The sequence below is a fragment of the Ramlibacter aurantiacus genome (genome assembly GCF_016722895.1).
GTDB classification, from domain to species: Bacteria; Pseudomonadota; Gammaproteobacteria; order Burkholderiales; family Burkholderiaceae_C; genus Ramlibacter; species Ramlibacter aurantiacus.
This window is the reverse complement of record NZ_JAEQNA010000006.1, coordinates 142,524-162,925: the sequence shown is the minus strand read 5'-3', so window position 1 is coordinate 162,925 and position 20,402 is coordinate 142,524. Positions and strand designations below refer to the sequence as shown.

General features: G+C 70.7%; 19 protein-coding genes. 10 read left to right on the top strand and 9 right to left on the bottom strand.

The genetic code is table 11. The features are described from left to right. Positions 1-10: 10 nt before the first annotated feature. From JI739_RS16450 to JI739_RS16430, 5 genes are read left to right on the top strand one after another with little or no spacing between them, the layout of a single operon-like run. Positions 11-925 (top strand): amidohydrolase family protein, encoded by a 915-nt coding sequence (locus JI739_RS16450; protein WP_201685022.1) that lies wholly within the window; start codon positions 11-13, stop codon positions 923-925. Further along, the gene (locus JI739_RS16445) at positions 922-1,653 is read left to right on the top strand and encodes a cysteine hydrolase family protein (protein WP_201685021.1); all 732 of its coding nucleotides are present in this window, start codon (positions 922-924) and stop codon (positions 1,651-1,653) included. Before JI739_RS16450 ends, JI739_RS16445 begins: the two co-directional genes overlap by 4 nt. Next, on the top strand, positions 1,650-2,834 hold the full coding sequence (locus tag JI739_RS16440) for an alpha/beta hydrolase (protein ID WP_201685020.1): 1,185 nt from the start codon (positions 1,650-1,652) through the stop codon (positions 2,832-2,834). The genes JI739_RS16445 and JI739_RS16440 overlap by 4 nt, the downstream gene beginning before the upstream one ends. A gap of 4 nt (positions 2,835-2,838) precedes the next feature. Continuing rightward, positions 2,839-3,315, top strand: a complete 477-nt coding sequence (locus JI739_RS16435) for a (2Fe-2S)-binding protein (RefSeq protein WP_201685019.1) — start codon at positions 2,839-2,841, stop codon at positions 3,313-3,315. After that, positions 3,312-5,462, top strand: a complete 2,151-nt coding sequence (locus JI739_RS16430; RefSeq protein WP_201685018.1) for a xanthine dehydrogenase family protein molybdopterin-binding subunit — start codon at positions 3,312-3,314, stop codon at positions 5,460-5,462. The genes JI739_RS16435 and JI739_RS16430 overlap by 4 nt, the downstream gene beginning before the upstream one ends. 38 nt (positions 5,463-5,500) lie before the next feature. Here the strand turns inward: JI739_RS16430 and JI739_RS16425 are convergent, their stop codons facing one another. Then, positions 5,501-6,406: a dihydrodipicolinate synthase family protein gene (locus JI739_RS16425; protein WP_201685017.1), complete on the bottom strand. Its 906-nt coding sequence runs from the start codon at positions 6,404-6,406 to the stop codon at positions 5,501-5,503. 112 nt (positions 6,407-6,518) lie between these two features. Here JI739_RS16425 and JI739_RS16420 point away from each other — a divergent pair, with 112 nt between their 5' ends. Beyond that, positions 6,519-7,544, top strand: coding sequence for a LysR family transcriptional regulator (locus JI739_RS16420; RefSeq protein ID WP_201685016.1), 1,026 nt, complete (start codon positions 6,519-6,521; stop codon positions 7,542-7,544). 58 nt (positions 7,545-7,602) lie between these two features. Here JI739_RS16420 and JI739_RS16415 read toward each other — a convergent pair whose 3' ends face one another. The 6 genes from JI739_RS16415 to JI739_RS16390 are packed head-to-tail and all read right to left on the bottom strand — an operon-like array spanning position 7,603 to position 14,082. After that, positions 7,603-8,625, bottom strand: a complete 1,023-nt coding sequence (locus JI739_RS16415; protein WP_201685015.1) for an aromatic ring-hydroxylating dioxygenase subunit alpha — start codon at positions 8,623-8,625, stop codon at positions 7,603-7,605. A 14-nt stretch (positions 8,626-8,639) separates the two neighbouring features. Further along, complete coding sequence (kce, locus tag JI739_RS16410) at positions 8,640-9,575, bottom strand: 3,5-dioxohexanoate:acetyl-CoA acetone transferase (protein WP_201685014.1); 936 nt, start codon at positions 9,573-9,575, stop codon at positions 8,640-8,642. A gap of 5 nt (positions 9,576-9,580) precedes the next feature. Beyond that, on the bottom strand, positions 9,581-10,447 hold the full coding sequence (locus tag JI739_RS16405; protein ID WP_201685013.1) for a fumarylacetoacetate hydrolase family protein: 867 nt from the start codon (positions 10,445-10,447) through the stop codon (positions 9,581-9,583). Positions 10,448-10,464: 17 nt separating this feature from the next. Further along, positions 10,465-11,394, bottom strand: coding sequence for a VOC family protein (locus tag JI739_RS16400; protein WP_201685012.1), 930 nt, complete (start codon positions 11,392-11,394; stop codon positions 10,465-10,467). A gap of 10 nt (positions 11,395-11,404) precedes the next feature. Further along, on the bottom strand, positions 11,405-12,400 hold the full coding sequence (locus JI739_RS16395) for a Bug family tripartite tricarboxylate transporter substrate binding protein (RefSeq protein WP_201685011.1): 996 nt from the start codon (positions 12,398-12,400) through the stop codon (positions 11,405-11,407). Positions 12,401-12,435: 35 nt separating this feature from the next. Continuing rightward, positions 12,436-14,082, bottom strand: a complete 1,647-nt coding sequence (locus JI739_RS16390) for an FAD-dependent monooxygenase (protein ID WP_354003739.1) — start codon at positions 14,080-14,082, stop codon at positions 12,436-12,438. 105 nt (positions 14,083-14,187) lie between these two features. On the opposite strand from JI739_RS16390, the gene JI739_RS16385 reads away from it, so the two are divergent. The 4 genes from JI739_RS16385 to JI739_RS16370 are packed head-to-tail and all read left to right on the top strand — an operon-like array spanning position 14,188 to position 17,933. Then, positions 14,188-15,096, top strand: a complete 909-nt coding sequence (locus tag JI739_RS16385; RefSeq protein WP_201685009.1) for a LysR family transcriptional regulator — start codon at positions 14,188-14,190, stop codon at positions 15,094-15,096. Between the two features lie 56 nt (positions 15,097-15,152). Beyond that, positions 15,153-16,268, top strand: coding sequence for an acyltransferase family protein (locus JI739_RS16380; protein ID WP_354003738.1), 1,116 nt, complete (start codon positions 15,153-15,155; stop codon positions 16,266-16,268). A gap of 57 nt (positions 16,269-16,325) precedes the next feature. Further along, positions 16,326-17,207 (top strand): alpha/beta hydrolase, encoded by an 882-nt coding sequence (locus tag JI739_RS16375; protein WP_201685007.1) that lies wholly within the window; start codon positions 16,326-16,328, stop codon positions 17,205-17,207. A 54-nt stretch (positions 17,208-17,261) separates the two neighbouring features. Beyond that, positions 17,262-17,933, top strand: a complete 672-nt coding sequence (locus JI739_RS16370) for a TetR/AcrR family transcriptional regulator (RefSeq protein ID WP_201685006.1) — start codon at positions 17,262-17,264, stop codon at positions 17,931-17,933. Here the strand turns inward: JI739_RS16370 and JI739_RS16365 are convergent. After that, on the bottom strand, positions 17,923-19,401 hold the full coding sequence (locus JI739_RS16365) for an amidohydrolase family protein (RefSeq protein WP_201685005.1): 1,479 nt from the start codon (positions 19,399-19,401) through the stop codon (positions 17,923-17,925). The genes JI739_RS16370 and JI739_RS16365 overlap by 11 nt on opposite strands. A gap of 31 nt (positions 19,402-19,432) precedes the next feature. Then, complete coding sequence (locus JI739_RS16360; protein ID WP_201685004.1) at positions 19,433-20,392, bottom strand: VOC family protein; 960 nt, start codon at positions 20,390-20,392, stop codon at positions 19,433-19,435. Positions 20,393-20,402: the final 10 nt, after the last annotated feature.

Here is a 20,402-nt window from a genome sequence, read left to right as displayed (position 1 = left end):
GACCCGACCGATGGCCGCTCCCGCCACCTCCGGCGACGCCGCGCCGGTCGTCGCCGCGCCCGACCCGCAGCCCCGTGCGCCCGGGTTCACCGTGCCGCCTGGCGCCTGCGACTGCCATGCCCACGTGTGCGGGCCGGCCACCCGCTACCCGCTGTTCGCCCGCCGCATCTACAGCCCGCCCGAGGCCACCGGCGCCGCCGAGTACGCCGGGCTGCGGGCCCGCCTGGGCATCGAGCGCGCGGTCCTGGTGCAGCCCAGCTTCTACGGCACCGACAACCGGGCGCTGCTGGATGCGATGGCGGCGGGCAACGGCCGCATGCGCGGGGTCGCCGTGCTCGGCGATGCCGACGACGCGCGCACGCTGGAACGCCTGCACGAAGCCGGGGTGCGCGGCGCCCGGGTCAACATCGTGGACCTGGCCGACGGCAAGGGGCAGTTGCCGGTGGACCGCCTGCGCGCCCTGGCTGGACGCATCCGTCCCTTCGGGTGGCACCTGGAGCTGCTGATGCACGTGGACGAGTTCCCCGGGCTGGACCGCCTGCTGGCCGACCTGCCGGTGCCGCTGGTCTTCGGCCACCTGGGTTATGTGCGCAAGGGCCGCGGTGTCGACGAGCCCGGCTTCCAGGCCTTCCTGCGCCTGCTGCGCGACGGCCGGGCCTGGGCCAAGCTCACCGGCCCCTACCGCATCTCCTCGCAGGGGCTGCCGCACCCCGACATCGAGGCCTTCGCGCAGGCCCTGCGCGAAACGGCGCCCCGGCGCCTGCTGTGGGGCAGCGACTGGCCGCACGTGATGCTCCAGTGGAACATTCCCATGCCCAACGACGGCGACCTGCTGGACCTGCTGGCCCGCTGGGTGCCCGACGCCGGACAGCGCCGCCAGGTGCTGGTGGACAACCCGGCCGCCCTCTACGGATTCCCGACATGACCCCCATCGACCGCTCCGACATGGTCTCGCGCATGCGCGAGGCCCTCACGCTCGACCCGGCCCGCTGCGCCGTGGTCACCATCGACTGCCAGCGCGGCAACCTCGAGCCGGGCATCGCCTCGCTGCCGGTGCCACCCGCCGAGTGCGCACGCGTGATCGCCGGCACCAATACCCTGCTGCGGCTGGCCCGGGCGCACGGCATCGCCATCGTTCACGTGACCACCGCGTGGGAGCCGCCGCTGCTGGCCCGGCACCCGTTCGAGCGGGCCATGCTGGCCCTGCGGCAGTCCTTCGTGCCGGGCGGGCAAAGCGACTTCGCCCGCCACAAGAGCCCCGGCTCGCCCGAGGCGCAGATCGTCGCCGCGCTCGAGGTCGACTGGCGAGGCGACCTGCTGGTGGACAGCAAGCGCACCTTCGACAGCTTCGAGGGCACGCCCCTGGACCGGCTGCTGCGCGCCATGGGCAAGGACACCCTGCTGCTGGCCGGCTGCAACACCAACACGTGCGTGCTGTCCACCACCTTCGGCGCCTACAACCGTGGCTATCGGGCGGTGGTGGTGTCCGATTGCGTGGCCTCGGCCTATGGGGAAGACCTGCACCGCTTCTCGCTGGAGAACATCCAGCGCCGCCTGGGTTGGGTGCTGGACCTCCCGCAACTGCAGGACAAGCTGGCCGCGTCAGCCCGTGGCTCCTCCGCGGAAGCTGCCGCCGCACGGAGCGCGGCATGAGCGGCGCCCCAACCGGCGCCGGGCCCTGGGTCGAGACCTTCCCCGGCAACATGGTGTGGTCCAACGCCACGCTGATCACCAAGGGCATGGCCCACTACAACGCCGTGGCCATGGCCGAGGTGGACGCGGTCTGCGAGCGCCTGCGGGTGCGCCAGTCCGAGCCCGATGCCTGGCGCCAGGAGTGGTGCGCCATGGGCGAGCGGGTGCAGGCCTTCGGTGACGAGGCCGAGGCTGCCGGGCACCCGCTCACGGCGGCCAATTACTGGCTGCGTGCCGGCATGTACTGGTTCACCGCCGAGCGCTTCGTCGAGCCCGGCGAGCTCAAGCGCTCCATCGGCGAAAAGGCGCTGCGTCTGCAGCAGGCCGGCCTGCTGCGCCGCTATCCGACGATGGAGAAGGTCGAGGTGCCCTATGAAGGCACCACCCTGCCCGCGCTGTTCCTGAAGGCGCCGGGCGCCGACGGTCCGCGGCCGACGGTGGTGATGTTCAACGGCATGGACAACTGCAAGGAGATGAGCGTGCTGTTCGCCGGGCTGGAGTTCGCCCGGCGCGGCTGGCACACCCTCGCCATCGACGGCCCGGGCCAGGGCGAGTCGCTGCGCCTGCGGGGCCTGTTCGCGCGGCACGACTACGAAGTGCCCGGCGCCGCGGCCTACGACTGGGTGGCGGCGCGGCCCGAGGTCGACGCCGCGCGCGTGGTGGTGCTGGGCTACAGCTTCGGCGGCTACTACGCCGGCCGCATCGCGGCCATGGAGCACCGCTACGCGCTGGGCGTGGCCTTCGCCGCGTTGCACTGGGACCTGGCCGGCTGGCAGGCCGAGATCAAGCGGCGCCAGGACGCCGACCCCAAGGCCACCGCGCAATCGACCTTCCACTTCCGCTGGATCATGGGTTGCGACACCGCCGAGGCCGCCATCGAGAAGGCTAGAAGCTTCAACCTGGCCGATGTCGCGCAGCGCATCACCCGACCCTTCCTGATCGTGCATGCCGAAGAGGACAAGGTGGTCCCTGCGCCCTCGGCCCGCAAGCTGTACGAGGCCATCGCCTCGCCGCGCAAGCACCTGAAGGTCTTCACCGCCGAGACCGGCAGCCGCTACCACTGCCAGATGGACAACCGGCAGGTCGGCGTCGATTACATCGCCGACTGGATCACCGACAACCTGCCGCCCGCCGACCGCTGACACCATGGCCGCCGATGCTTCCGCCCCCGACCTGGCGCTGACCGTCAACGGCCGCCCGGTGCGCGTGAACGCGGCACCGGCCACGCCCCTGCTCTACGTGCTGCGCAACGACCTGGGGCTGGTGGGCGCCAAGTTCGGCTGCGGCCAGGGGCTGTGCGGCGCCTGCACCGTGCTCGTGGACGACCAGGCCCTGCGCTCGTGCGACGTGCCGCTGTGGGCGGTGGCCGGCAAGTCCGTCACCACGGTCGAAGGCCTGGCCGGCGACGGGCCACCGCACCCGCTGCAGCAAGCCTTCGTCCACGAGCAGGCAGCCCAGTGCGGCTACTGCACCGCCGGCATGATCATGTCGGCCGCCGCGCTGCTCAAGCGGCAGCCTCGCCCAGCCCGCGCCGACATCGTCCAGGCGCTGGAACGCAACCTGTGCCGGTGCGGCACCCATCCGCGCATCGTGCGGGCCATCGAACGCGCCGCCGCTCCATGACCGCCACCGCCCCCCTGCCCTTGCCGGCCGCCCTGGCCCTGCAGCCCCACCTGTCGGCCTGGCTGCGGTTCGCCGACGGGCGGGTGCAGGTGCGCACCGGCAAGGTCGAGATCGGCCAGGGCATCGTCACCGCGCTGGCGCAGGTCGCCGCCGACGCGCTGGGCGTGTCGCTGGAGCGGGTGGCCATGGTGCCGGCCAGCACCGAGTCGCCCGACGAGGGCATCACCTCCGGCAGCCGCTCGGTCCACGAGAGCGCAGCGGTGCTGCGGCGCGTCGGCGCGCACGCACGCGCACGGCTGCTGCACGCGGCCGGCCGGCAACTGGACATCGAGCCTGGCGCGCTGGCGGTGGTGGATGGCGCCGTCCTTCATGGCGGCACGACAACGGGCATCGACTACTGGAGCCTGGGCCCCGGCTGGCTCGACGGCGACCTGCGGGCCGGCGACACCGCGCCTGCCGGCCCCCCGCCGCGGTCCGTCGTGGGCCGCAGCGTGCCGCGGCTGGACCTGCCGGCCAAGGTGATGGGTCGACCGGCGTTCGTGCACGACCTGGTGCTGCCCGGCATGCTGTTCGGCCGCGTCGTGCGATCGCCGCAGGGGCACGAGGCGCTCGCGTCGATCGACCTGGCGGGCACCGCCGGCCTTCCCGGCGTGGTGGCGGTGGTGCGCGACGGCGACTTCGTCGGCGTGATCGCCCGGCGCGAAGAGCAGGCCGTGCGCGCGCGCCAGCACGCACTGGACAGCGCACGCTGGAGCCGGCGCGAGCGCTTCACGTCCGATGCCGCGGTGCACGAGTGGCTGCAAGCCCAGCCGACCGTGGACGGCGTGGTGCTGCAGCAGGTCGACGAGGCCGCGCGCGCCCGGGCGGTGCAGCGGCACCGCGCCCGCTACACGCGCCCCTACATCGCGCACGCGGCGCTCGGCCCGTCGTGCGCGGTGGCGCGGATCATCGAGGGCCGGGTGGAGGTCTGGACGCACAGCCAGAGCATCCACCTGCTGCGCGAGGACCTCTCGCGCGTGCTGCGCCTGCCTCGCGAGCGGATCACCGTGCACCATGCACAGGGCGCGGGCTGCTATGGCCACAACGGCGCCGACGACGCGGCCCTGGACGCCGTGCTGCTGTCCAAGGCGGTGGACGGCCAGCCGGTGAAGCTGCAGTGGATGCGCGAGGACGAATTCGCCTGGGAGCCCTATGGGCCGGCGATGGTGGTGGAACTGCAGGCCGGGCTGGACGCAGCACGCCGCATCGTCGACTGGTCGCTCGATGCGTGGAGCAACGGGCACCTGTCACGGCCCGCCGTCTCCAAGGGCAGCGCAGAGCCGGCCTCGGCCCTGCTGGCGGCCTGGCAGCTCGATCACCCGATGCCCCGCGCTCCGCAGGTCGATCCGCCCATGGTCAACGGCATCGAGCACGGCGGCATCGGACGCAACGCCGCCACGGCCATCTACGCGCTGCCGAACCAGCGCGTCCTCACCCACCGCGTGGACGCCTTGCCCCTTCGCGCGTCGTCACTGCGATCGATCGGGGCCTACGCCAACATCTTTGCCATCGAATCGTTCATGGACGAGCTGGCCGAACTCGCCGGAGTCGACCCGCTGGCCTTCCGCATGCAGCACCTGCGGGACGAGCGGGCCCGTGCCGTGCTGGAACGTGCGGCCGCGGCTGGCGGCTGGCGGCCGGGCCGGCCGAGCGATGGCACCACCGGCTGGGGCCTGGCCTGCGCGCAGTACTGCAACCACCTGGGCCATTTCGCCGTGGTGGTCCGGCTCGGCGTCGATCCCGACCTGCGCGTGCAGCGGGTGGTGGCTGCGGTCGACGTGGGCCAGGTGATCAACCCGGACGGCCTTCGCAACCAGGTGGAAGGCGGCATCGTGCAGGCCATCAGCTGGACGCTGAAGGAGCAGGTGCGCTTCGACGCGCAGGGCATCCACACGCAGGGGTGGGCGGACTACCCGATCCTCGGCTTCGCGGAGATTCCCGAGATCGAGGTGCACCTGATCGACCGACCCGACGACGAGCCGCTGGGCGCAGGAGAGATCACCATGGGTCCGGTGGCGGCGGCCATCGGCAACGCCGTCCACCACGCACTGGGGCTTCGGGTGCGCGACCTGCCGATCACGCGGGAGCGGATCCTGGAGCTGGCCTGAGGGAGGCCTGTCGCGCGGATGAAGGCGGCTGCACCCGCTCAGAGCGAAGAACCCCGCAAGCGCCGCACCTCCTGCACCACCCATTGCCGCGCCTCTTGCGAAAGCGCCACCAGCGGGGGCAGCGGCTTCTCGTACACCGGGTCGCTGCGCAAATCGGCCACCACCGCCTTCACGCTCGCCACCAGGTTGTGACGGCTCACCGCCGCGCGCATCGCCTTGGCGACCTCCAGCGCGCGGTCATCCCCTTCGCGCCAGGCCCGCGCGCACAGTTCGCTGTTCACATTGGCACTGGCCGAGATGCAGCCGGCGAACGCGCCGCCGCGAGCTTCCAGCAGCACCGCTTCATTGCTGGGGAACACATCGAAATCGGGAGCGATCGCCGCCACGCTTCGCGCATACCCCATGTCCCCTGCCGAGTCCTTCAGCCCCCGCAGCCTCCCACCCAGCCGATGCCGCAGCAGCCCGATCACCTCCAGCGTGAACGGGACCTTGGTATTGGCCGGGATGTGATACAGGTAGATCGGCAGCGCCTGCGCAGCGGTCGCGTCGGCCAGGCGCTCGAAGTAGTCGGCCAGGCCCTGGGGACTCGGATCCGGATAAAAGAACGGCGGCAGCACCAGCGCGGCGCCGAATCCGAGTCGCGCCGCGTGCCGCGTGAGTTCCACCGCGTCGGCCACGGCGGCGGCGCCGGTGCCCACCATCAGGCGTTCGCGCGGCAGGCGCTCGGCCGCGGCGCTCATGAGGGCCATGCGCTGCGCCACCGGCATCGAGGTGGCCTCGCCGGTGGTGCCGCAAAGGTTGAGGGCATCGCAACCGTGCGACAGCAGCCACTCGCACCAGTCCACGTAACGCGGCAGGTCGGGCTCGCCGGACGCATCGAAGGGCGTGGCGACGGCGGCGATCACGCCCTTCAGGCGGGTCTGCGATTCGAGTGCGGCAGGCATGCGGTGCTCCAGGGGTGGCCAGGCGCAGGGAATTTACTGAAACGCATTCCGTGGCGGTAGCGTAGGCTGGCTTGCATCAACCGCAACCCCAGCTTGTAAATCGGGCCGGCCCATGGAGTACCTCCGAGCGATCCACACCTTCCTGCAGGCGGTCAAGTACGGCAACTTCAGCGCGACCGCGCGGCACCTGCACATCACGCCGCAGGCCGTGAGCCACCAGGTCAGCCAGCTGGAGAGCTGGCTGGACGTGCGCCTGTTCAACCGCACCACGCGAAAGATCAGCCTCACCGCCGAAGGCAGCGCGCTGTTCGAGCGCTGCAACCAGGGCATGGAAACCATCGAGGACGGCGTGCGCCAGCTGCGCGAGCGCAACGAGGCCGCGGCGGGCCTGGTGCGGCTGGCGGTGCCCTTCGGGCTGTCGCAGGCCCTGCTGGTCGACCTGCTGCCGCAGTTCATGGAGCAGCACCCGCGCATCGCCATCGAACTCATCATCGGCAACGAGCTGCCCGACGTGGTGGGCCAGTCCATCGATGTCGGCATCGTCGGCGGGGAGGTGCCCATGGCCTCGCTGGTCGTCCGGCGCATCGCCTCGTTCCGCCTGGTGCTGTGCGCGGCCACCAGCTACCTGCAGCGCCACGGCGTGCCGCAGACGCTGGAGGACCTGCGACACCACCGCTGCGTCCACCTGCGCCACCACCGCACCGGCAAGAACCTGCCCTGGACCTTCCAGCGCGGCGACGAGGTGGTCACGCTGGACCTGCCCGGCGCCCTCACGGTGGACGACACCGAATCGCACCGCCGCGCCGTGCTCAATGGCGCGGGCATCGGCCAACTCGCCAGCTTCTTCGTCGCGCCGCAGGTGCGCAGCGGCCACTTGCAGGCACTGGGCGGGCTGGGCTACACCGCCCCGCCCATCGGGCTGTACCTGTACCTGCCCAACCGCCTGCACATGCCGCGCAAGAACCGGCTGCTGGCCGACTTCCTCTACGACCAGCTCACGCGGCACCCCGACCTGCAGGCGGCGCCGGACGAGGCGGCCGCCGGCGCGCCACGCATCCCGTCCCCGACACCGGCCGCGCGGCCGCGGACCCGCCGCCCCCTGCAGCCACTCGACGGCCAGCTGCTCCACCGTGCCTGAGGCCTGCACGCCACCTCCCCTGTGACGAGGCATGGAAGCCGGCGTTGCCCATGCCGGCTCATCCCTGCGCCTGCAGCATCGCCTGCACCAGCCGCCGTGCCCGCACCATCCCGGCGTCCGAGGCGATCATCACCAGCGGCTCGGGCTGCCGCTCCAGCGACTTCTGCTGGGCTTCGACCACCACCTTGTCCTCGCCGAAGGTGACTTCCAGGCTGGCGCGCAGGCGATCGCAGCCGCTGGGCCCGCCCGGTTGCCGCTTGTTGGCGCCCGACCAGAAGTAGTGCGTGCTCGACTCGGTCTCCGGCGTCATGGTGTTCAGGCCCAGGAAGGCGAAGCCGCCGTCGCGCCGCCCCTCGGTGGCGCCGGTGCCGGCATCGACCGCGCCGGTGTGGATGCGCACGGTGGAGGGTGCGAAGAAGTCGATCTCCATCCAGCGATCGACCCGCTCGGTGTTGAACCTGCAGGCGGCGGTGTAGGTCGGCGGCGGAATGGAGTCGAGCATCCAGCGCTCGACCCGCACGCCTTGCTCGGTTTCCTTCACCGTGGTCTGCGCCTGCGAGTGCGCCTGCGGCGTGCCGCCGATGGTGCGGCCGTGCACATAGCCCACGTGCGTGAGGTCCATCAGGTTGTCGGTGATCAGCTGGTAGTTGGCCGCGATCGGGTAGCGGTCCTTGACCCATTCCCAGGCCGGATCGTCGTGCCAGGGGTGGCGCGGGATGCGCGCCGGATCCGCGCGGCCCTCGTCCCCCATCCAGATCCACAGCAGGTGGTCCTGCTCGACCACCTCGTAATGCCGCACGCGGGCATTCGGCGGAATGCGGTCCTGGCCCGGCACCTTCACGCAGGCGCCGCGGGCGTCGAACACGAGGCCGTGGTAGCCGCATTCGATCCGATCGCCGAGCACGCGGCCGTGCGACAGCGGCAGCCCCCGATGGCAGCATCGATCCTCGAGCGCGCCGGCGCGACCCTCCCCGGTGCGATACAGCATCACGGCATCACCGAGCAAGGTGCGCGCGAGCATGCCGCCCGGCCCGATCTCGTCGGCCCAGGCGGCCACGTACCAGCTTTGACGAACGAACATGGAGCGGCCTTCCGTCAGGGCAGGTGGACCCGCTCGCGGCCCTTGAGTCCGAGCATGGCGCGCGCTTCGTCGGGCGAGGCGACCTCCAGGCCCAGAGACTCGAGTACGCCGCGGATCATGCGCACCTGTTCGGCGTTGGAAGTCGCCAGGCGGCCGCGGCCCACCGAGAGCGAATCCTCCAGGCCCACGCGCACGTTGCCACCCATCAGCGCGGCCTGCGTGACCAGCGGCATCTGGTGGCGGCCGGCGCACAGCACCGACCACTGGTAGCTATCGCCGAACAGCTTGTCGGCGATGCGCTTCATGTGCACCAGGTTTTCCGGGTCGGCGCCGATGCCGCCCAGGATGCCCATCACGAACTGAAGGAAGATGGGCGCCTTGACCAGGCCGCGGTCGACGAAGTGCTTGAGGTTGTAGAGGTGCCCCACGTCGTAGCACTCGAATTCGAAGCGCGTGCCGTGCACCTCGCCCAGGCGGGCGAACACCGACTCGATGTCGGCGAAGGTGTTGCGGAAGATCGCGCTGCGCGTGTTCTCCAGGTGCTGCGGCTCCCACTCATGCTTGAAGGCCTTCATCTTGTCCAGCACGGTGAAGAAGCCGAAGTTCATCGAGCCCATGTTGCACGAGGCCATCTCGGGCGAGACATCCAGCGCGCCGGCCAGCCGCTGGTCCAGCGTCATGGTGTGCGAGCCGCCGGTGGTGATGTTGATCACCGCGTCGGTGGCGCGGTGGATGCGCGGCAGGAACTGGCGGTACACCTCGGGCTCGAAGGACGGGCGGCCGTCCTGCGGGTTGCGCGCGTGCAGGTGCAGGATGGCCGCGCCGGCCTCGGCCGCGGCGATGGCCTGTTCGGCGATCTGGTCCGGCGTGACCGGCAGGTACTCGGACATGCTGGGCGTGTGCACCGATCCGGTGACGGCGCAGGTGATGATGACTTTGCGTGCGGCCATGGCGTTCAGGCGGGTTCGGGGATGACGAGGTTTTCGATGTGGCCGATGCCGTCGATCTCGACGCGCATCACGTCGCCCACCTTCACGAACTGCGGCGGCTGCATGGCCGCGCCAACGCCCGCCGGCGTGCCGGTGGCGATCAGGTCGCCCGGCTCCAGCGTCATGACGGTGGAGAGGTAGGCGATCTGCTCCCAGATGCCGAAGATCATCTGGCCGGTGTTGACCCGCTGGCGCTCCTGGCCGTTGATCGTCATGCGCAACTCCAGGTCCATCGGGTCGCGCACCTCGTCGTCGGTCACGATCCAGGGGCCGATGGGGCCGGTGGTGTTGAACGATTTGCCCAGCGTCATGGTGGCGGTCCGGCGCTGCCAGTCGCGCACCGACACGTCGTTGACGCACAGGTAGCCGGCAACCACCGTGCGTGCATCCTCGACCTTGACGTGGCGGCAGCGCTGGCCGATCACCACGCCCAGCTCGGCTTCGTAGTCGAGCTTGTCGGACACACTGGGCATGTGCACCGGGTCGTACGGCCCGTTGATGCACGAGACCTGCTTGTTGAACCACACCTGGTATTCGGGCACGTCCACGCCGGCGCGGCGCGCTTCTTCCGCGTGCTGGCTGTAGTTCATGCCGATGGCCAGGAACTTGCTGGCGTTGGGCACCGGCGCTTCCAGCCGCACGTCGGCCAGCGGGTAGCCCACGGCGTGTTCGCTCACCGCGCGGGCGCGCTGCAGCAGGGGCTGGCCGCCTTCGAGCAAGCTGCGCATGTCGCGGGGCAGGCCGGGATCGGAGGCGGGCAGGTCGATCACGCGCCGACCGAGCACCTTGCCGATGGAGACGCGGCCCTGCCGCGAGAAAGTGACGAGTTTCATGGATGTCCTCGAGGGGTTCAGGCCGCCGCAACGCCCAGCAGCTCGCCGAGCACCTGCGGTGGCTGGTGGCCCCACTCGCTGATGCGGTCGTATTCCTGCGCGCCGGTCCAGTCTTCGTGCACCACCTTGCCGGTGGCGCCGATCTCCACCTGCCAGCCATCGGGGCTGGCGCTGTAGAAGCTGACCATGCGGTCGTTGGCGTGCTGGCCCATGGTGTTGGTGATCCGCGTGCCGCTTCGGAGCGCACGCTCGAACGCCGTTCCGACATCGACCACCTGGCTCACCTCGAAGTTGACGTGGTGCAGGCGCTGCGGCAACTCGGGCGCCGGGACGAGCGCGATGGCCAGCGAATGGTGGCGCGGGTTGCAGTGCAGGAAGCTCACGTGCATCTCGGCGCCCGGCCCGAGCGGCATCCGCAGCCAGTCCGACAAGCCCATGCCCAGGCCCTGCAGGGCCAGGTGGCGGGCGGCTTCGTAGTCGGCCTTGTCGTTCACCGCGAAGACGAAGTGCCCGAAGCCCTGCCCTTGGGTGACGAAGCCGTTCGGGAAGGCGGCACTGGCGAACGGCGTGCGCGCCTGTTCCAGGCCGAGCACCACTTCGAGCGGCACCCGCCACGGGGTGTCGCAGCGCACCAGCGCACGCACCCGCCGGGCCCGCAGCGTCGCCGCGTCGCCTTCGGTGAGCGTCGCGCCGGCGCCGCGCAGCGAGGTGCAGATGCGGTCGAAGGCCCGTTCGTCGCGTGCCTCGAATCCGGTGCAGATGGCGTCGGCGCGAGCGCCCTGGCGTGCGAAGACGCGATGGGCCTTGCCGTCGACACGCCAGGCCAGGCTGCCGTCCGCCAACGGCTCGGCCGGCATCAGGCCGATGACGTCGGTGAGGTAGGCGCCGATGCGAGCGGGGTCGGGGCTCTCCAGCCCGATGTAGGCGGTTTCCAACTGGAAGCTCATGGCCGCGCCCTTACTGCTGAACCGGCTGGGCGCCGACGTCCTTCAGCGCCTTCTCCCAGCGCTGGCGTTCCTGGTTCCAGAAGGTGGCGAACTGCGCCGAGCTCATGGGACGGGGGTAGACGCCGAAGCCGTCCAGCCGCTCGACCACGTCGGGTTGCGCCAGCACGGAGGCCAGGTCGCGGTGCACCTTGTCGACCACCGAGGGCGGCGTGCCGTTGGGCGCCACCACGCCGAACCAGCCGTTGACCACCATCGACGGGTAGGCCTCGGCCACCGCAGGCAACTGCGGGCGGTTGGGAATGCGGCTCTCGCTGAACACCGCGATCGCCTTCAGCCGCCCGCCCTTGACCATGGCCTCCAGCGGCGGAATGCCGTCGATCACCACCTGCGCGTCGCCGTTCACCACGGCCGAGATGCTCTGTGCACTGGACGCGAACGGCACCGACCGCAGCGGCATGTCGGTCGCCTTGGCGAGCATGTCGGCCGTGAGGTGCGGCACCGAATACTGGAAGGTGGTGGCCGCGACGTACTTGTCGGGATCCTTGCGGGCAGCGGCCACCAGGTCGGCCAAGGTGTTGATCGGGCTGTTGGCAGCCACCGCCATCATCATCGGACCGACCGCCACCAGGGACACGGCGGTGAAGTCCTTGGGAATGTCCACCTGCGTGGGCCGGTACATGTACTGCGTCATCGTCAGCACCGAAGCCGGCGCCAGCACCAGGGTGTGGCCGTCGCGTTCGGCGCCGCGCGCGGTGACCATGCCGATCACGCCGCCGGCGCCGGGCTTGTTCTCGACCACCACCGACTGCCCCCATACCTTGCCGAGCTTGTCGCCAAGGATGCGCGCCATGATGTCCGGCGCGGTGCCGGCCGCGGCGGGCAGGATGATCTTCACCGGCTTGGTCGGCCAGGCGGCGGGCTGCTGGGCCCAGGAGGTGGTGGTGAAGCCGGCCAGCGCCAGGGTGGCGATGCCGGCTGCGACGAGGCGGCGGCGGGATGCGGTCATGGTTTGTCTCCTTCTTGGGGTGGTCATGGAATGGATCACGCGGGCTGGGTGGCGCTTTGGGGGGACTGCACCGCCTGCCCGCAGGCCACGCGCAGCGCCAGGGCTGCGCGGTCGAGGTCGTCACCGCGCCAGGCCACATGGTGGTCGGGGCGGATCAACGCGTAGTCGGCGCCGAACAGCTCGGCCAGGCCCGCAGCCTCGGGTGCGATGCAGCGCAGTGGAATGCCGGCTGCGGCCGCGTCAGCCGCCAGGCGCCGCATCTCGTCGGTCACGCGTGCGCCGGTGGCGAGCAGGGTCATGCCGCTGGGGTCGTAGTGGTCGAACAGCGAGGCGCCTTCGCCACGCCCTGCCGACAGCCAGGCATGCGGCGACCGGCAGCCCGGGCGGGCCGAAGGCTGGTAGGGGGCGGCGGGTTGGCGCTCCGGCTCGTCCGCCACTTCGCGCAGCAACACCGGCGACCGCTCGTAGTGGTAGCCGATCACGATGCCCAGCGAATCGAACTCGGGCCGCTTGCTGGCCAGGATGCGCTCGCGCGTCGAGGCGCGCAGCGCGTCGCCCTGCGGCCCGGGTGCAGCGAGTCCCGGAGCGTAGAAGGACGAGGACAGGTGGCGGTGGTTGGACACCGATTCATCCACCACGCGGCGGTGCACCTGGCGCCGCTCGATCTCGTAGCTGTCCAGCAGCCGCGGGCCGCCCCAGCCGGCCAGCGTGGCGTGCAGCTTCCAGCCCAGGTCCACCGAGTCGCCGATGCCCATGTTCATGCCATGCCCGCCGAACGGCGGATGCAGGTGGCAGGCGTCCCCCACCAGGAACACGCGTCCCTGGCGGTACTGGCGCGCGATCAATTCGTGGGCGGTCCAGTCGTCCTCGGTGAGGATCTCCAGTTCGATGTCCAGGCCCATCGCACTGCGGATCATGTCGGCCGGATCGCCGCTGACCGCGCCGCGCGGGCAGCCGAAAGTCCAGAGGTCACCGGCATCGAGCGGCGCCACCACCGCCGGAAAGCGGTCGTTGACCAGCCAGTACATGACGCCGGGGCCGAGCGGCGTGCGCCCGGCCAGGCCGGGCGCATGGAAGATGTAGTTGCGGTGCTGCCCGAGCGGCGACGTGCCGTCCATGCGGATGCCCAGCAGCTCGCGAACCGTGCTGCGCGCACCGTCGGCGCCCACCAGGTACCGCGCCCTGACCTGCCAGCTGCGTCCGCCCTCCCCGTCCTGCAGTTGGGCCAGCACGCCTTCCCCGTCCTGCGAGAACGAGACCAGCCGCGTCGGCTCGCTCAGGCTCACGCCGGGAAACGCCAGGGCCCGCTCGCGCAGGGCCTGTTCCACCTTGTACTGGGGAATCCACTGGGCATGCTCGGAGAAGCGGTCGTCGCGCCGCGGCGAGCAGTACATGGCGTTGTGGAAGCGGGCCAGCTCGGGCCCGACCATGCTGCTGGCGAACACGACGTCCGACGGGTAGTCCACGCCGAACGGCGCCAGCTGCGCCAGCCGGTCGGCCATGCCCCAGCGGCGCATCAGCTCGCGGGTGCGCACGTTGGTGGTCTTGGCGCGTGGCGCCAGGCCGGTGCGGGCCTGGCCCTCGATCACCAGGCAGCGGCGGCCGTGCAGCCCCAGCTCCAGCGCCATCGACAGGCCGGCCGGGCCGGCGCCCACGACCATGACTTCAACTTCCAAAGGCACGGACTGTGCTCGCTCCATATCGTTCCTCGCACGGATCGTTCGCTCGAGGGTGGGATGCTAGGAGTTGCGCCGTCATCCTGAAATATGATGGATTCGATACAGGTTATGAGCGAATTCGATCACCCCATCCAGCTGTCCGACCTGCGCGCCCTCATGGCCGTGCTGCGCGACGGCACGGTCACCAGCGCGGCGCAAGGCCTGGGCCTGACGCAATCGGCGCTGAGCTATCAGCTCGATCGCATGCGAAAGACCTTCGGCGACCAGCTCTTCGTGCGGGTGGGAAACCGCATGGCGGCGACGCCCTTCGCGCAGCGCCTGGCGGACCCGGCGACGCGCGTGCTGCAGATCGTGGACGGCGAGATCTCGCAACTGGGCCGCTTCGATCCGGCGACCAGCACCCGCACGTTTCGGCTTGGAGTCAACGAGATAGGCGCCATCGTGCTGGTGCCCAAGGTCATCAAGCGGCTGGGGCAACTGGCGCCGCGCGCCACCCTCGCGCAGATGCAGGTGCGGCCCGAGGAGATGGCGACGCAGTTGCAGGACGGCGCCATGGACCTCGCCGCCGGCCACCTGCCCGAGCTGGACAAGGGCTTGCTGCGCCAGCGCCTGTACCGGCGCGACTACACCTGCATCGTGAGCCAGGACCATCCGCGCGTGGGCGAGACGCTTACGGTGCGGCAGCTCGGGCAAGAGCAACTGCTGGAGTCCCCCGGCGTGCCGGCGACCAACCGGTGGGTGCGCACCCTGCTGGAGCAGTCGGGGCAGCTTTCCAAAGCGCCCATGACCACGCACCACGTCGCCGCCATTCCCTTCATCGTGGCCGCGAGCGAACTGGTGGCGGTGGTGCCGCGCGAGGTGTTCGACATCTTCCGGCCGATCGCCCGCGTGCGCGCCGTGCGGCTGACGCGGGCGATTCCATCGATCGACATCCACCAGTACTGGCACCCACGCCTGGCCAGTGATCCGGCCGTGCGCTTCCTGCGCGAGCTGGTGTTCGAGGTGGCGCACGAGTAGGTGGCGAGCGTTCGCCGGCCTTCATGCCAGCATCCCTTCTGCAAGAATCCCGCCCCGTGTCCACCCGAAACCCCTGGCTCGACCAGATCAAGGCCCTCGCCTGCCTCGCCATCGTGGGTCACCACCTGGCGTTCTACGGTCCCATGGCCGACGCGGTGCGTCCGGCGCTGCCGGCCCTGATCGGCTGGCTCGACGATTACGGCCGCATGGCCGTGCAGGTCTTCCTGGTCCTGGGGGGCTACTTCGCGGCGGCGGCAATCGCGCCGCACGGCATCGCCAGGCAGGAGGCCTTCTGGCCGGCCCTGGGCAAGCGCTATGTGCGCCTGGCCCTGCCCTACGCGGCAGCCCTTGCCCTCGCCATCGTGGTCAACGAGATCGTCCGCACGGCGGGGTTCGACCACGAATCCGTGTCGGCCACGCCCACGTGGCGCTCGGTGCTGGCGCACCTGGCACTGCTTCACAGCATCGGTGGGTTCGAATCGCTGTCTGCCGGCGTGTGGTACGTCGCCATCGACTTCCAGCTGTACGGCCTGGTGCTGCTGTGGTTCTGGCTCTGTCGGCGAGCCGGCGTGGTCCCCACGACCGCGCAGGCGGTCGTTGCCACCGTGACCGCGGCTTCCCTGTGGTGGTGGAACCGGCACGCCGCCCTGGACGTCTGGGCCTTGTACTTCGTGGGCTCCCATGGCCTGGGCATGATGGCCTGGTGGGCCTCGCGCAGCCCCCAGGCCAGCCACCGCCTCGGGTGGACGCTGGCGCTGGCCATCATCGGCTGCGTCGCGCTGGTGATCGAATGGCGCACACGCATCGCCGTCGCCTTGGCCATGGCACTGCTCGTCGTCGTTGCCGCCCATGCCAGGTGGCCCCGACGCGTCAGGCGCTGGCATGCCCGGCCACTGAGCTGGGTCGGCGAGCGCTCCTACTCCATCTTCCTGATTCACTTTCCCGTGAGCCTGCTGGTCAACGCCGGGTTCCACCTGCAGGGGTACCAAGGTGTCTACCTCAACGGCGTGGGGATGCTGCTGGCCGTGTCGCTGTCCCTCGCGGCGGGTTCGCTGCTGCATCGATTCACCGAGGTGCCCGCGCCCACGTGGCCGAGATGGGCACGCTGGCGTCGCGGGCCCGCGGCCGCCAAGTGCGGCCCTGGGGACGGTGTATTCCCGGACTCACATTGAACACCTGTCCGGCGCAGGGCCTGCCTACGATCTCCACCCGCAACAGAGACATCGATCATGAGCACCTCGCCCTGGCAACCCTCCCTGTTCGGCGGCCTGTCCGGCCGCCATCAGTGCCCGCCTGAACTGCAGCCGCGCACGCCGCTGGTCATTGCGATCCACGGCGGCACCTACACCTCGGCCTACTTCGACGTGCCCGGCGCATCCTTGCTCGCGCGGGCCCGGGCCAACCGCATTCCGGTCCTGGCGCCCGACCGGCCCGGCTATGGCGACAGCCCCATGCGGGCTGCCGGCGAGATGACCATCAAGGGACAGGCCAGGCACCTGATCGGCACCTTGCGCGATGCCTGGTCACGCCATGGCGAAGGCACGGCCGGCATCGTGCTGATCGGCCATTCGATCGGCGGTGCGATCGCGGCCACCATGGCTGCCGAGATGGCCGGAGGTTCCTCCGACGTGCCCCTGCTGGGCCTTGCGGTGTCCGGCATCTGCATGCGCACGCCGCCCGAGCACAAGGAGCAGTGGGCGCAACTGCCCGACACGCCCACGGTGGAGATTCCGCCTCCGGTGAAGGACTTCGTCATGTTCGGTCCCCAAGGCAGCTTCGATCCGAAGATGGTCGATGCCAGCCGCGCCGCCAACACCGCCGCACCCAAGGCCGAGCTGGTCGATATCGTGAGCACCTGGCAAGACCAGGCGCCCGAGGTGCTGGGGCGCATCGAGGTACCGGTGCACTACCGGCAGGCCGAGGTCGACCACTTGTGGATCATGAGCGCCGACGAGGTGGAGGCGTTCCGCCGCGCCTTGAAGCGATCCCCCCGTGTCGACGCGGCGATGGTGCGCGGCGTCGGCCATTGCATGGACTTCCATCACGTGGGCAGGGCGCTGCAGTTGCAGCAGTTGGGGTTCGCGCTCGAATGCGCCAGTGCGGCGGCCTAGGGCCAGGGCGAGGTGCCGATGCTAGGGTGTGGGGCCCAGCCCTTGCACCGAGCCATGCCCGACCACCGCACTGAAACCGCCGACAAACGCCGCGCGCGCATGCGGGCGCGCCTGCTGCAAGCCATGCTGACCACGTGCACGGCCCAGCTACGCGCCGTCCCCACCGTCGAGCAGATCACCGACATCGCCCGCGTCTCGCGCGGCACCTTCTACAACCACTTCGATTCCATCGAACAGGCCCTGGCCGCGCTCGGCGAGGAGATCACCCGCAGGGGCTTGCTGGAGGGCGAGCGCTTTCGCTGCGTGTTCAAGGAGAAGTGGAAGAGCACCGCGGTGGTGCTGCGCGTGGTGCTCACGCGCGCGCTGCTGGACCGCACCTGGGCTGCCTTCGTGCTGCGCACGCGGGCTTTCGCGCATGACCCGCTGCTGGGGACCATCGTCATGCAGGACCTGGCCGAAGGGCGCGCCAGCGGTGAATACCGCGTGCTGGACGACCGTGTCGCGCTCGACGTGCTGCGTGGCCTGCTGGACGCCTGCATCTCGGCCTTGCACCACGGCGTGGCCGATCCGGTGGCCTACATCGACAGCGCCATTCACCTGTGGCTGCAGGCGCTGGGTTGCGATGCGCAGCTGTGCGCCCAGGCCCCCGCCATGTCGCGGCGGTTCCTGGACGACTATTTCAACGAGGAACTGCAGCCCCTGCTCGAAAGCGAGCCTAGCGCCTAGCCTGTTCCTTCATGGCCTTCAGCGCCTCGCGGTCGAAGTAGCGCCCATCGAGGAAGAGGCCCGCGATGCGGTCGAGGTTGGCCACGTCGGCCAGCGGGTTGGCGTCGAGCAGCACCAGGTCGGCCTGCTTGCCGGCCTCGACGGTGCCGTGGCTGGACTCACGCCCCAGGTACTCGGCCGGGTTGAGCGTGGTCATCTGCAGCACCTCCAGCGGCGTCAAGCCGGCCGCCGCGAGCTCGCGGAATTCCTGGTGAAGGCCAAAGCCCGGCAGCACCCAGATGCCGCCGTAGTCGGACCCGGCCATCATCTTCACGCCCTGCTGCTTGAGCAGCTTCACCGCCTGCAGCTGCAGCTTGTAGTAGTCGCGGAAGGTGCGCGCGGTGTCGCCGGGCACGGTCTGCTCCCATTGCTGCGCGGCCCGCTCCCACATCGCGCGGGTCGATGGGTCGAGGTAGGCCAGGTTCGGGTTGTTGCGGTACTGCGGGTCGTCGCTGAAGTGCATGGTGCGCAGCCGGATCAGCGTGGGCACCTGCCAGGTCTGGTTGCGAGCGAAGGTGCGGCCCAGGGCCTCGCAGGCCTTCGGATCGAAGCTGGCCATCACGCGTGCGTAGATGGGGGCGTCGTTCACGCGGAACAGCAGCGGGCTGAGGATGGCCAGCGGCGAGAGCACCGGCGGCGTGGCCTGGGCGGCTGCGATGTCGCGGCGGATGGCCGCGCGCTCGGCGGCGCAGTCCAGCGGAACGCCGACGCCGGCGCCCAGGTGTTCCATCGACCGGAACCCCACTTCCGAGGCGGCAGCCGAATCGATCAGCGGCGGCAGATGGCCGGCGACCGGGATGTTCCGCGCCTTCGCTTCCCTGAGCACCGCCATGATGGCGGGCGGCGAGCCGCCGACGACCTTGACGAAGTCGGCCCGCAGCTTCTGCGTGGCCTCCACGTGCTGAGCCGCCGCCTGCGGCGTGGGAGCGCCGACGAACAAGGGGCCCGCGATCTGCACGACCTCGGGCGCGTCGACGCGGCCCGCCGCGCGGTCGGCATTGAGCCGGCGAGCCCGCTCGATCAGGGCCGGCGGGGTGCCCGACATCTCGCGGATGCCGGTGATGCCGTGCGACAACAGCAGCGGCCACGGCGGCTGCCGGTCGGCGTGGACCAGCGTGTGCGTGTGCATGTCCAGGTAGCCCGGCACGACGAACTTGCCCGAGCCGTCCACCACCCGGGCCGCACCGCCCACGCGCACCGGCCGGTCGGTCACCGCCGAGATGCGCCCCTCCTGCAGCACCACGGACATGCCGGACGCGATGCGCCCGGTGCGGGTGTCGACCACGGCGGCATTGCGCACCACCGTGCCGCCCGTCACGTCCAGCGGGGTGGGCGTCTCGGAGGCGCAGGCCACCAGCAGCACGCAGCTCGCCAGGATGGCCGGCGCCGGCACGCGGCCGGCGCGCGGGCGTCGGTTCCGGATGTTCATTCGTGTCTCCGTTCTTCTTCTCGATGGGGGCTCACGGGGTGGCCGCGGCCTGCTCGTGGTTGGTGACGAAATCCGGCGGCACCGGCGGGCCCCAGACATAGAGCGAGTCCTCCGGCGGATGGTCGGCGGCGGGCCACTCCAGGTCGTGCGGCACGAAGTCGATGTCGAACGAGTACTCGGCGAAGCTGCCCCACGGGTCGCGCACGTAGTGGAAGTAGTTGGATCCCAGCACGTGGCGCCCGACACCCCAGCCCTGGTCGAATCCGGCGATGCGCATCTGCTCGGCGCCCGCCCCCACCTCGTCGATGCTGCCCACGTCCCAGCTGGAGTGGTGCAAGCCCGGCCCGTGCGACTTGGCGAAGGCCACCAGATGATGGTCGCTGCCGTGCGCGCCGTGCATGAAGGCGATGATGTCGCCGGACCGGTCCGACAGCCGCAGCCCCAGCACCTCGCTGCAGAACTCGATCATGCGCGGCACATCGGGGGTGAAGAACAGCACGTGCGACAGTGCGCGCGGCCGCACCGGGCGCACCTTGCTGCGGACCGGTGCCGCCCCCTGCCCCGGCGCCACCGGTTCACGTTCGCTCGGCCGGCATTTCGCGGCCGGCGAGACCTTGGGTGATTCGATCAACTGCAGCGGCGTGCCGTCGGGGTTGCGCAGCCACAGGCCGCCCGGGCGGGCGAGCCGGTGCGGCTCGCAGGCCAGGCCCCGCCGCTCGATGCGCTCGCGCAGCACGGGCAGCTCGTCGGCATGCACGCCGAAGCTCACGTACTCGAGTCGCTTGGGAACGCCGCTGGCGTGGATCGAGGCCCAGCAGTGCGGGTGGCCGAAGGTGTACAGGTCCAGGTGCCCGTCCACCTCGCGCACGTCGAGGCCGAAGGCCGTGTAGAACCGGCGCGCCTCGGCGAGGTCGGGGACCGAGAACACGAAGCGTTCCACCGAATGGACGCCGACGGCACCTGGGCGCCGGGGAAAGTCTGCAAGGGTCATGGCCCTGTCT

Coding starts and splice junctions, on each gene's coding strand:
- JI739_RS16450 (WP_201685022.1), top strand. CDS start 11: ATGGCCGCTCCCGCCACCTCCGGCGACGCCGCGCCGGTCGTCGCCGCG.
- JI739_RS16445 (WP_201685021.1), top strand. CDS start 922: ATGACCCCCATCGACCGCTCCGACATGGTCTCGCGCATGCGCGAGGCC.
- JI739_RS16440 (WP_201685020.1), top strand. CDS start 1,650: ATGAGCGGCGCCCCAACCGGCGCCGGGCCCTGGGTCGAGACCTTCCCC.
- JI739_RS16435 (WP_201685019.1), top strand. CDS start 2,839: ATGGCCGCCGATGCTTCCGCCCCCGACCTGGCGCTGACCGTCAACGGC.
- JI739_RS16430 (WP_201685018.1), top strand. CDS start 3,312: ATGACCGCCACCGCCCCCCTGCCCTTGCCGGCCGCCCTGGCCCTGCAG.
- JI739_RS16425 (WP_201685017.1), bottom strand. CDS start 6,406: ATGCCTGCCGCACTCGAATCGCAGACCCGCCTGAAGGGCGTGATCGCC.
- JI739_RS16420 (WP_201685016.1), top strand. CDS start 6,519: ATGGAGTACCTCCGAGCGATCCACACCTTCCTGCAGGCGGTCAAGTAC.
- JI739_RS16415 (WP_201685015.1), bottom strand. CDS start 8,625: ATGTTCGTTCGTCAAAGCTGGTACGTGGCCGCCTGGGCCGACGAGATC.
- kce (WP_201685014.1), bottom strand. CDS start 9,575: ATGGCCGCACGCAAAGTCATCATCACCTGCGCCGTCACCGGATCGGTG.
- JI739_RS16405 (WP_201685013.1), bottom strand. CDS start 10,447: ATGAAACTCGTCACTTTCTCGCGGCAGGGCCGCGTCTCCATCGGCAAG.
- JI739_RS16400 (WP_201685012.1), bottom strand. CDS start 11,394: ATGAGCTTCCAGTTGGAAACCGCCTACATCGGGCTGGAGAGCCCCGAC.
- JI739_RS16395 (WP_201685011.1), bottom strand. CDS start 12,400: ATGACCGCATCCCGCCGCCGCCTCGTCGCAGCCGGCATCGCCACCCTG.
- JI739_RS16385 (WP_201685009.1), top strand. CDS start 14,188: ATGAGCGAATTCGATCACCCCATCCAGCTGTCCGACCTGCGCGCCCTC.
- JI739_RS16375 (WP_201685007.1), top strand. CDS start 16,326: ATGAGCACCTCGCCCTGGCAACCCTCCCTGTTCGGCGGCCTGTCCGGC.
- JI739_RS16370 (WP_201685006.1), top strand. CDS start 17,262: ATGCCCGACCACCGCACTGAAACCGCCGACAAACGCCGCGCGCGCATG.
- JI739_RS16365 (WP_201685005.1), bottom strand. CDS start 19,401: ATGAACATCCGGAACCGACGCCCGCGCGCCGGCCGCGTGCCGGCGCCG.
- JI739_RS16360 (WP_201685004.1), bottom strand. CDS start 20,392: ATGACCCTTGCAGACTTTCCCCGGCGCCCAGGTGCCGTCGGCGTCCAT.